Below are 11,459 nucleotides of genomic sequence, written 5' to 3'. Positions count from 1 at the left end.
CGGCGTTCGGCCGCCGGACGGATATTCCGCGCGGTCATCAATCTGTCGCACAGATGTCATTAAACTTCGCGGCTCACATGTCCGCGGCGCCAAAACCAGAAGTCATCGGACTGTTCCCCACGCCGTTCCTGCGGGCGCCGCGGATACTCGGCGCCGCCCTGGTCGAAGGCCTGGTCCAGCATTTCAGCAAGACGGTCGATCGTGCGAACAGCTCGTCGCCGAACCTCTCGCACACCGCCCTGCTCAAGCCCGGCGATTCGCCGTTGCTGGTGGAGGCCGCGGCGGTGCTCACGCCGTTGCTGCCGCAGTTCGGCGCGCTGCTGTTCGGCGAACAGCTCGGCTGGGCGCTGAAGGAGATGTGGGTCAACGTGCTCGACACCGGCGGCCGCCAGGCGATGCACAACCACGCCAACAGTTTCATCTCGGGCGTCGTCTATCTGACGGCCACCCATCCGGATGCACGCACCGTGTTCATGAAATCTCCGGGCGGCACCGACTTCACCTTCAAGAACGATCACGCCAGCGTGGCAACCGGCACCTACAACGCCGACAAGTGGATCAGCCCGCCGCCGGAACCCGGCGATGTGGTGTTGTTCCCTAGCTACTTGATGCACGCGGTGCCGGTGAACCCGGGCGCGCGGCGCATCACCCTGGCGTTCAACGCGATCCCGACACACCTCGATTCCTGGGGCTATCGCATCTCCTTCAGCGGGTGAGGCCGTGAACCCCGCGGCCGGCCGCGCGCTCCTGCTCATGATGGCTTCCGGGTTCGCCGCGCTCGGCTACCAGATCATCTGGACACACCAAGCCGTGTTGTGGCTCGGCGCGGAAGCCGCGGCGGTGCTGGCGGTGGTCGCCGCCTTCTTCGGCGGCCTGGCTCTCGGCAGTCTCGCGCTGGGCCCGCGCATCGACGCCAGCTCGCGCCCCGTGTGCTGGTACGCGGCGTGCGAGGCAGTGATCGGCCTGTGGGGCGTGGCGCTGGTTTTTCTCATGGCGCCCGTGGCGGGCTTGCTGTTCACCCTGCTCGGCACGCAACCCGGCGCGTTGTGGCACTGGTCGGTGGTGTTCTGCGGCACTTTCCTGCTGCTGCTGCCGGCGACGGCCGCGATGGGCGCAACGATGCCCGCCATGGAGCGCATCCTCGCGCGGCTGCCGTCGCGCGCTGCGCCGCTCGCCCTGCTCTACGCGGGCAATACCGCGGGCGCGGTGATAGGCGTGCTCGCCGCCGCATTTTTTCTCGTGCCGCGGTTCGGCCTCACGGCTTCAGCCGCGGTTTGCGTGTCGATCAACTTCGCATGCGCCATGGCGGCTGTTTGGGTGTTCGGCGCGCGGCAAGCCTTGCAGCCGCCTGCCGCCGCTCGCGCCGCAGACACACATTCCCAACTCGCCGTACTGACGCTGACAGGATTTCTCGGCATCGGCTACGAAGTGCTGGTAGTTCGTGTGCTGAGCCAGATCGCCGAGAACACGGTGTACACCTTCGCGCTGCTGCTCGCCGTGTACCTGATCGGCAGCACCGCCGGCGCGGCGGCCTACAGCCGGTGGGGCGCGCGTTTGCCGCAGGCGCGCGACCGCCTCCTGCAGGGGCTGTCAGTGGCGTGCCTGCTCGGCATCGTCGCGCTGGCCAATGCGGCCGCGATCAAGTCGGCGGCCCATGCGGCATTCGGGCCCGGCATGGGCGCCGCGCTCGGCGTCGAAGTATTACTCGCGGCCAGCGCGCTGCTGCTGCCGACGATTCTCATGGGCGCGCTGTTCAGCCACCTGGCAAGCGCCGCGCGCGCGGACGGCGTCTCCTTCGGCCGCGCGCTCGGGGTGAACACGCTCGGCGCCGCGCTCGCGCCGCTGATTTTCGGCGTGCTGCTGCTGCCGCGTATCGGCTCCACCTGGACGCTGCTGATGCTGGCGTTCGGCTATCTACTGCCGGTGGCGCGGCGAGCGTGGCGTTCGGCTCCGCAGTGGGGCGCCGTGGCCGCGGCCGCGGGTTTGGCCGCGTGGAGCCCGTCGCTGGCGCTCATCGAGATTCCCGCGGGCGGACGACTGGTCCACTACGCCGAAGGCGTGAGCGCGGCGGTCAGCGTCGTGGAAGACGCCGACGGCGTGGCGACGTTGCACATCAACAACCGCCAGCAGGAAGGCAGCAGCGCAACCCTGTTTGCCGACGCGCGCCAGGGGTTGTTGCCGATCCTGTTGCACCCGGCGCCGCGGCGCGCACTGTTTCTCGGGCTCGGCACCGGGCTCACCGCGAAGTCCGCCAGCGAAGCGGCTGGCCTCGACGTTGATGCGGTCGAACTGTTGCCCGAGGTGATCGCGGCGTCCGGCTACTTCGCCGCGAGCGAGCCGCAACATCCGCGCCTGCACCTGTTCGCCGCGGACGCGCGCCGCTTCGTGCGCGCCGCACCCGGGCGGTACGACGTGATCGTGGCGGACAACTACCATCCGGCGCGCAGCGGATCGGGCACCTTGTACACCACCGAACACTTCGCGGCGGTGCGCGCGCATCTGGCGCCGGGCGGGTTGTTCTGCCAGTGGCTGCCGTTGCACCAGCTCGATCTCGACACCTTGCGCAGCATCGTGCGGACCTTTCACGGCGTCTATCCACGCAGCTGGGCGATGCTCGCGACCAACAGCCTCGAGACGCCGGTACTCGGGCTCATCGCGCGCCGCGACGCTGAGCGGTTCGAACTCGCCGAGATCGACACGCGCCTCGCCAGCGTTCACCTGCCGCAACCCCTCGCGCGGTTCGGCATCGACGACGATTTCGCGCTGCTGGGCGGATTCGTCGCCGGGCCCGACGCGCTGGCGCGCTTCGCGGGCGACGCGCCGCTGAATACCGACGATCACCCGGTGGTGAGTTACCGCGCGCCGCGTATCACCTACGCGCCCGACTCCGCGCCGCGCGACCGGTTGCTGGAGCTGATTCACGCCGTCGCGATCTCACCCAGCGAACTGCTGGCTCACGAACCCGCCGCGCACGGACGCCGGTTGTCCGCGTACTGGAGCGCGCGCGACCGCTATCTAGAAGCCGGTCGCGACGTGCGGCCGACGTCCCGGCTGCACGAGATGCTCGCGCAGGTGCAGGCGCCGCTGCTCGCGGTGCTGCGGATCAGTCCCGATTTCCGGCCCGCGTACGATCCGTTGGTTCGCATGGCGGCGCAGCTGGCGCAGAGCGATGCGAATGGCGCGCGCGCACTGCTGGTGCAATTGGCGGAGATTCAGCCGGCGCGCCCGGAAGCGCGCGATGCCCTGCACGCGCTGGCGGAGGCGCCGCAGACGCGTTGAGCGTCGAACACGTACACTCGCACGATCTTCGTGGACGTGGTTCAACACATGATTCAGTCGCGCTGGTTCGTCCTTGCCCTGCTCTGTGCCCAGGCCTGCCATGCCGCATCTCCGGCACCAGTTGCCGCGGAGAACGGCATGGTCGTCACCGCCCAGCAACACGCCACGCGCATCGGCGTCGAGGTGCTCAAACGCGGCGGCACGGCGATCGACGCGGCGGTGGCGGTCGGTTACGCGCTGGCCGTGGTGTATCCGGCGGCCGGCAATCTCGGCGGCGGTGGTTTCATGACGGTGCAGTTCGCCGACGGCCGCAAGACATTCATCGATTTCCGCGAAGTCGCGCCGCTCGCCGCCACCGCTCACATGTATCTCGACGCGCAGGGCAACGTCATCCCCGATCTGAGCTCGCGTGGTTATCTCGCGGTGGGTGTTCCCGGAACGGTGTCGGGCCTCGAGTACGTGCGCGAGAAATACGGCACGTTGCCGCGCGCCGCGTTGATCGCCCCGGCGATCCAGCTTGCCGAGGCGGGCTTCGTGCTCGACCAGGGCGATGTCGACATCCTTCACGAAGCGACCGGCGATTTCCGCAAGGACGCGCCGAGCGCCGCGATCTTCCTCGCCGGCAACCAGCCGCTGGAGGCCGGCGCGAGGCTCGTGCAGAAAGACCTGGCGCGCACCTTGCGCAACATCAGCCGAGCGGGTGCGGCCGGCTTCTATCGAGGCGAGACCGCGGCGGCCCTGCTGGCAGCAAGCCGCGCGGGCAAAGGCATTCTCACGCAGGCGGACTTCGATGCGTACCGGACGCGCGAGCTGCCGCCGATCGAATGCGACTACCGCGGCTTTCACATCGTCTCCGCGCCGCCGCCCTCCTCGGGCGGAATCGCCTTGTGCGAAATCCTCAATGTGCTCGAGGGTTACCCGCTCGCCGACTATGGCTTCGGCTCCGCGCGCGCGGTGCATTTCGAAATCGAGGCGATGCGTCACGCCTACGTCGACCGCAACAACTTGTTAGGGGACCCGGCGTTCGTGCGTAATCCCGTCGAACAGCTGCTCGACAAGGACTATGCGAAACGGATCCGCGCCAGCATCGACCCCGGGCGCGCGGGCAACTCCGGCACGCTGAAACCCGGCATCGCCGCCAGCGAAGGCATTCACACCACGCACTACTCCATCGCCGATCGCTTCGGCAACGCGGTGGCCGTCACGTACACGCTGAACGACTGGTTCGGCGCGCGCGTCATGCCCGCGGGCACCGGTGTCCTGCTCAATGACGAGATGGACGATTTCACGTCGAAACCCGGCGTGCCCAACATGTACGGGCTGGTGCAGGGCGAAGCCAACAAGATCGAGCCCGGCAAGCGGCCGCTGAGCTCGATGACGCCGACCATCGTCACGCGCGAGGGAAAGCCGTGGATGATCGTCGGCACGCCGGGCGGCAGCCGCATCATCACCGCCGTGATGCTCACGATCATCAACGTGATCGACTACGGCATGGATGTGCAGGAAGCCGTGGCGGCGCCGCGTATCCACCAGCAATGGCAGCCCGAAACGACCTACGTCGAAGCGCGCGCGTTGAGCGCCGATACACGGCGCATCCTCACCGGCATGGGACACAAGCTGATCGAGCCGCAGCCGGAGAACCATGTCGCGGCCATCCTCATCGGCGCGCCGGCGTTGAACGCCGCGCCGGTGGGCCGCAATCGGTTCTACGGCGCCGTCGATCCGCGCCGCAATACCGGGCTCGCGCTGGGTTATTAGGCCAGAGACCTCTTTCTATTTGCTGCAACAGCCGATCAACGCCGGGAGGGTTGGCACTGAGGGGGTGGCTGTTGCAGCAAAAAGAAAGAGGTCTCCGTCAGTCCTTCCAGCCGCCGCCCAGGGCCTGGTACAGCTGCACGCGGTTGCTGGCTTCGGCGAGGCGCGTCTCGATCAGCGCGCGCTGCGCGGAATACAGGTCGCGCTGCGCGATCAATGCGCCGAGGTAACTATCCACTCCGCCGCGGTAACGCACATCCGCCAGCCGGTAGCTGTTCTCCGTGGCACTGGTCAACGCTTCCTGCGCCCGCACCTGCTCTTCGAGCGTGCTGCGCGCGATCAGCGCGTCCGCCACCTCGCGGAACGCCACCTGGATCGACTGCTCGTAACGCGCGATCTCGATGCGCTTGCGCACGTTGGTGAGATTCAGCGTCGCGAGATTGGCGCCGCCCGAGAAGATAGGCAGCCGCACCTGCGGCACGAAACTCCAGCTCGTGTGTCCCGTCTGGAACAATGCCGACAGGTCGTCGCTGGCGTTGCCGTAGAAGCCGGTGAGCTCGATGCTCGGGAAGAATGCCGCGCGCGCCGCGCCGATGTCCGCATTGGCGGCCTTGAGCGCGTGTTCGGCGGCGCGCACGTCGGGCCGGCGAACCAGCAACTCCGCGGGCAGCCCGGCGGGCAGCGCCTTGCTGAATGTCTGCGCCTCGAAGGCGTGGGCTCCGCCGCCGGTCTCTCCCGCAAGCGGCTCGCCGACCAGCAGGGCCAGCGCATTGCGATCCTGCGCCACACGCCGGGTTTGCGCGGCGATGTCGACCTCGGCCTGCCGCCAGGTGATCTCGGACCGATGCAGATCGATCTCGCTCGACACGCCGGAATCGAAACGCAGCTTCGTCAGGTCGAATGACTTGCGCTGGCTGTCGCGCGTGCCTTCGGCGAGCCGCAGCAGTTCGCGGTCCGCGATCAGCGTCAGCCAGGCGTTGGCGACTTCCGAGACCAGCAGCAACTGGGCCGCGGTGCGGTTCTCCTCGAGCGCGAAATAATCCTCGAGCGCCGCACGCCGCAGGCTGCGCACACGCCCGAACAGATCGAGCTCGAACGCCGGCACGCCGAGGCCCGCGGAATACGTGCGCGTGAGCTCACTCTCACCGGTGGGTGATACCGACGCCGGCGTGCGCTGGTTGTTGGCCGTGCCCTGCGCCTCGATGGACGGCACCAGGTCCGCGCGCTGGATGCGGTACTGCGCGCGCGCCGCTTCCACATTCAGCGTGGCGATGCGCAGATCGCGGTTGTTGGCGAGCGCGCGTTGGAGCAGATCCTGCAACTCGGGATCGGGGAAGAACTCGTGCCAGCCGATGTCCGCGGCGGGCACTGCGGCCGTTTCGGCAGCGGGCACCGCCGCAGCTTCGTACTCCGCCGGCACCGGCGATGCCGGCTGGTGATACCGCGGCGCGAGTGTGCAGGCGCTGAAGAGCGCAGCCACCGACAACACGACAATATTGCGCAAGAGATTCATCGTATTCACGTCGCACCCGCCCGGTCCGAATCCGAGAACGGCAAGTCCGCGGTCGCCTCCTCGACTTTCATGGTCACGGGTTTCACCTTGAACCTGCGCAGGATCACCACGAAGAACACCGGCACGAAGAACACCGCCAGGAAGGTCGACGCGAGCATGCCGCCGATGACGCCCGTGCCGACCGCGTGCTGCGCGCCGGATCCGGCGCCGCTGGCGATGGCCAACGGCAACACGCCGAACATGAACGCCAGCGAGGTCATGAGGATGGGCCGCAGGCGCTGCTTGGTGGCGTGCATCACCGAATCGACCAGGCCCATGCCACGGTCGAAATTCTCCTTGGCGAATTCCACGATCAGGATCGCGCTCTTGGCCGCAAGGCCGATGGTGACGAGCAGGCCGACCTGGAAATAGGCGTCGTTGGTGAGGCTGCGCGCCAGCGTGGCGATGACCGCGCCGAGCACGCCGAGCGGCACCACCAGGAGCACCGTGGCCGGAATCGACCAGCTTTCGTACAACGCCGCGAGGCACAGGAACACGATGGCGAGCGACAACGCATACAGCAGCGGCGCCTGCGAGCCGGATTTCTTTTCCTCGTACGACAGCCCGTTCCATTCAAAGCCGGTGCCCGCCGGTAGTTTGGCGACGATGGCTTCCATCGCGTCCATGGCCTCACCCGAGCTGCGGCCCGGCGCGGGCGCGCCCTGGATCTGGTATGCGGGCACGCCGTTGAAGCGCACGAGTTTCTGCGGACCGTAGGTCCATTCACCCGTGCCGAACGCGGAGAACGGCACCATGCCGCCGTCCTTGTTGCGCACGTACCAGCGGTTCATGTCCTCGGGCTGCATGCGCGACTGTGGGTCGCCCTGCACGTACACGCGTTTGACGCGGCCGCGATCGATGAAGTCGTTGACGTAGGTGGACGCCCAGCCGGTCTGCAGCGTCTGGTTGATGTCGGTGATCGATACGCCGAGCGCGCTCGCCTTCTCGCGGTCGATCTGCAGCTTGAACTGCGGTGCGTCCTCGACGCCGTTCGGGCGCACGCCGGCGAGCAGCGGATTCTTGGCGGCCTCGCCCAGCAACTGATTGCGCGCGGCGAGGAAGGCGTCGTGGCCGAGGCCGCCGCGGTCCTGCAGCATCATGTCGAAGCCGGCGGTGTTGCCGAGCTCGAGCACCGCCGGTGGCGGCACCGCGATCACGTTGCCTTCCTTGATGCTGGAAAAGTACTTGTTCGCGCGCGCGAGGATGGCGCCGACCTGCTGTGAGCTGTCGGTGCGCTCGTCCCAGTCGCGCAGCTTGATGAAGAGCAGGCCGGAGTTCTGGCCGGTGCCGGCGAAGTTGAATCCCGCCACCGTCAACACGCCCTCGACCGAATCCTTCTCCTGGGTAGATAGATACTCCTGCGCCTGGTCGAGCACTGCCTGGGTGCGCTCTTTCGAGGCGCCGGGTGGCGTCTGCACCTGGCCGTACATGAAGCCGGGATCTTCCTGCGGCAGGAACGAGGTCGGGATCCTGCCGAACAGCAGCGCGACCACGAGCACCATGCCGAGATACACCAGCATCGAACGGCCCGGGCGGCGCAGCATCGCGGCGAGGCCGCGTTCGTGCTGGTTGCGTCCGGCATCGAAGCGGTTGTTGAACCACTTGAAGAAGCCCTTGTGCTCGACGTGACCCGACGGCGGCAGCGGCTTCAGGATGGTGGCGCACAGCGCCGGGGTCAGCACCAGCGCCACCAGCACCGACAGGCTCATGGCCGACACCAGCGTGATCGAGAACTGCCGGTAGATGACGCCGATGGAACCGCCGAAGAACGCCATCGGCACGAACACCGCGGCGAGCACCAGCGCGATGGCGACCAGCGCGCCCGTGATCTGGTCCATGGATTTGCGCGTCGCCTCGCGCGGCGGCAGGCCTTCCTCCGCCATCACGCGTTCGACGTTTTCCACGACCACGATGGCGTCGTCGACCAGCAGGCCAATGGAAAGCGCCATGCCGAACATCGTCAGCGTGTTGATGGAGAAGCCGAACGCCGCGAGGATGCCGAACGTACCGAGCAGCACCACGGGCACCGCGATGGTCGGAATCAGCGTGGCGCGCGCGTTCTGCAGGAACAGGTACATCACGAGGAAGACCAGCACCACCGCTTCGAACAGCGTCTTGACCACTTCCTTGATCGAGGTGCGCACGAACGGCGTCGTGTCCAGTGGATAGACCACCTCGAAGCTGCGCGGGAAGAACGGCGCCAGGCGGTCGAGCGTCTCGTGGATGCCCTTGACGGTGTCGAGCGCGTTCTGCCCGATCGCGAGGCGGATGGCGACACCGGCGGCGGGTTTTCCGTTGTACTTGGTATCGCGGGTGTAACTCTCGGCGTTGAGCGAGACGCGCGCCACGTCGCCGACGCGCACCTGCGATCCGTCCGGATTCACGCGCAGCAGGATGTCGCGGAATTCTTCGGGCGTGGAGAAACGCGTCGGGCCGATGATGCTGGCGTTGATCGCCTGCCCCGCCGTCGCCGGCAGGCCGCCGAGTGCGCCGACCGAGACCTGCACGTTCTGCGCGCGGATCGCCGCGACCACGTCGCCGGTGGTGAGGCCGAAATTGTTGAGCTTGGCGGGGTCCACCCAGATGCGCATCGCGTACTGCGAGCCGAAGATCGTCACGTCGCCCACGCCCTTGGTGCGGTTGAGCGGGTCCTGCAGGTTGCTCGCGACGTAGTCGGTCAGATCCTCGTTCGACATGCTGCCGTCGTTCGAAATGAACCCGAGCACGATGAGGAAGTTGCGCGCCGGTTTGTTCACGCGGATGCCGGCCTGCTGGACTTCCTGCGGCAGCAGCGGCAGCGCCAGCTGCAGCTTGTTCTGCACCTGCACCTGCGCGGTGTCGGGCACCGTGCCCTGCGCGAACGTCAGCGTCATGACCGCCGAGCCGTCGGCGTTGCTCTCGGCGTTGATGTAGTCGAGGTTGTCGATGCCGTTCATCTGCTGCTCGATGACCTGCACCACCGTGTCCTGCACGGTCTGCGCCGAAGCACCGGCGTAGTTCAGCTGGATGCCGATCTGCGGCGGAGCGATGGCCGGGTACTGCCGGATGGGCAACGTGAACACCGCGAGCACACCGGTGATCATGATGATGATCGCGATGACCCAGGCGAAGATCGGACGGTCGATGAAGAAACGCGACAGCATGGAAAACCTCTAACTACCCCGTATTCAGCGCTTCACGACTTCGGCGGGCGTTTCCGCCTGCAGGGTCGCGTTCGCCTCGCCCGCCGGGATCGGCTTGACCTGCGAACCGGGCTTGGCCTTCTGCAGGCCGTCGACGATCACGCGTTCGCCGGCTTCGAGTCCGGCGGTGATCAGCCATTCGCCGTTGATGGCGCGATCGGCAATCACGACTTTCTCCGCGACCTTGTCTTCCTTGTCGACCACGAGCACGGTGGCATCACCTTTCGGGTTGCGCGTGACGCCGCGCTGCGGCACCAGCAGCGCGGCCGAACGTGTACCGCGCGTCAGCTGCGCGCGCACGAACATGCCGGGCAGCAGCTCTCGCTTCGGATTCGGGAACACCGCGCGCAGCACGACGGAACCGGTGCCCGGGTCTACCGAGACTTCGGACACCTTGAGTTTGCCGCGCTGGGCGTAGGCCGTGCCGTCTTCGAGCGTCAGCCCGACTTCAGCCTGGTTGTCTTCGGTCTTGACCAGCTCGCCGCTCGCCAGCTGGCGCTGCAGGCGCAGCATCTCGGTGCTCGACTGCGTGATGTCCACGTAGATAGGGTCGAGCTGCTGCACGGTCGCGAGCGGGCTCGGCTGCTCGGAGGTGACCAGCGCGCCTTCGGTCACGAGCGCGCGCCCGATGCGGCCCGTGATGGGCGACAGCACCTGCGTATAGACGACGTTGATGCGCGCATTTTCGACCTGCGCCCGGGCCGCAGCCACGTCCGCTTCGGCGCGCGCCCGCGCGGCGATGGCGTCGTCGTTCTCCTGCTTGGAAACCGCGTTCGCGGCGATCAGCGGTCCATAACGCTCCTGCAGCAGCCGGGCACTCACGGCCTGCGCTTCGGCACGTTGCAAGGCCGCTTCCGCGGAATTGAGCGTGGCGCGATAACTGCCCGGATCGATCTGGTAGAGCTGCTGCCCCGCCTGCACTTCGCCACCTTCGGTGAACAGGCGCTTCTTCACGATGCCCGTGACCTGCGGACGTACTTCGGCGACGCGGAACGCGGTGGTGCGGCCCGGCAATTGATCGGTGATCGAGATGGCGCGCGGCTGCAGCGTGATGACGGTGACTTCCGGCGGCGGTGGCGGACCGCCCGCATCCTTCGCGCAGGCGGCGAGTAATGCCGCGGCCACCAACAACCCGGCCAGCGCCGGCTTCTTATTGCTTTTCAGCATCACGTGCTCCATTGGCGATCATTCGAGCGAGAAAATCGTTTAATTGCGCGAGTTCGTCTTTCTTGAATCCGTCCAGATGTACGTGCATCCCTTCCACCACGATGGGCCAGATCTTCGAGGCGATCTTCTTGCCCTTCGGGGTCAGGTGCAGGTTCACGACGCGGCGGTCGAGTTCGCTGCGCTCGCGGCGCAGCAGTTCTTTTTCCTCGAGCCGGTCGAGCATGCGCGTCATCGCGGGGAAACCCATCTGGCTGACACGCGCCAGTCCGGCAACCGTGTCCGCACGTTTGAGCCACAACATCATCACGGGTTCCCATTGCATGCCGGTCAATTCGAGCGGCTGCATGTGTTCGTCGATGCGCCGCACCAGCGAACTCGTCACCTGCTTGATCTGCCGGCAGATCATGCGGTGCGCGTTGTCCTCGCTGGGCGGGACGGGATCGGTGTTCACACGGATCCGGCGGGCGGTGGCTGCCATGGGGGTTCGCGATACGGGGTTTCGGGGGCGCGCAGTTTTGACTGCC

The 11,459-nt window shown here is 67.1% G+C and carries 7 protein-coding genes; 3 read left to right on the top strand and 4 right to left on the bottom strand.

Annotated features, from left to right (window positions below):
- Window positions 1-77 precede the first annotated feature (77 nt).
- The 3 genes from WDO72_17575 to ggt are packed head-to-tail and all read left to right on the top strand — an operon-like array spanning window position 78 to window position 5,037.
- The gene (locus tag WDO72_17575; GenBank protein ID MEJ0087488.1) at window positions 78-716 is read left to right on the top strand and encodes a putative 2OG-Fe(II) oxygenase; all 639 of its coding nucleotides are present in this window, start codon (window positions 78-80) and stop codon (window positions 714-716) included.
- A 4-nt stretch (window positions 717-720) separates the two neighbouring features.
- Window positions 721-3,279: a fused MFS/spermidine synthase gene (locus tag WDO72_17570; protein MEJ0087487.1), complete on the top strand. Its 2,559-nt coding sequence runs from the start codon at window positions 721-723 to the stop codon at window positions 3,277-3,279.
- Window positions 3,280-3,327: 48 nt separating this feature from the next.
- A complete protein-coding gene (ggt, locus tag WDO72_17565) occupies window positions 3,328-5,037 on the top strand; it encodes a gamma-glutamyltransferase (protein MEJ0087486.1) in 1,710 nt (569 codons plus the stop codon).
- Window positions 5,038-5,134: 97 nt separating this feature from the next.
- Here ggt and WDO72_17560 read toward each other — a convergent pair whose 3' ends face one another.
- From WDO72_17560 to WDO72_17545, 4 genes are read right to left on the bottom strand one after another with little or no spacing between them, the layout of a single operon-like run.
- Window positions 5,135-6,547 (bottom strand): efflux transporter outer membrane subunit, encoded by a 1,413-nt coding sequence (locus WDO72_17560; protein MEJ0087485.1) that lies wholly within the window; start codon window positions 6,545-6,547, stop codon window positions 5,135-5,137.
- A 5-nt stretch (window positions 6,548-6,552) separates the two neighbouring features.
- Window positions 6,553-9,726 carry an efflux RND transporter permease subunit gene (locus WDO72_17555; protein ID MEJ0087484.1) on the bottom strand — a complete coding sequence of 1,058 codons (3,174 nt, stop codon included), beginning with the start codon at window positions 9,724-9,726 and terminating at the stop codon, window positions 6,553-6,555.
- Between the two features lie 27 nt (window positions 9,727-9,753).
- Window positions 9,754-10,935 (bottom strand): efflux RND transporter periplasmic adaptor subunit, encoded by a 1,182-nt coding sequence (locus WDO72_17550; protein MEJ0087483.1) that lies wholly within the window; start codon window positions 10,933-10,935, stop codon window positions 9,754-9,756.
- A complete protein-coding gene (locus WDO72_17545) occupies window positions 10,919-11,413 on the bottom strand; it encodes a MarR family transcriptional regulator (GenBank protein MEJ0087482.1) in 495 nt (164 codons plus the stop codon). The genes WDO72_17550 and WDO72_17545 overlap by 17 nt, the downstream gene beginning before the upstream one ends.
- Between the last annotated feature and the right edge of the window lie 46 nt (window positions 11,414-11,459).

This window comes from Pseudomonadota bacterium (genome assembly GCA_037200975.1).
Taxonomy (GTDB): Bacteria; Pseudomonadota; Gammaproteobacteria; order Steroidobacterales; family Steroidobacteraceae; genus CADEED01.
The sequence above is the reverse complement of the archived record's forward strand: the minus strand, read 5'-3'. Positions and strand labels throughout refer to the sequence as shown.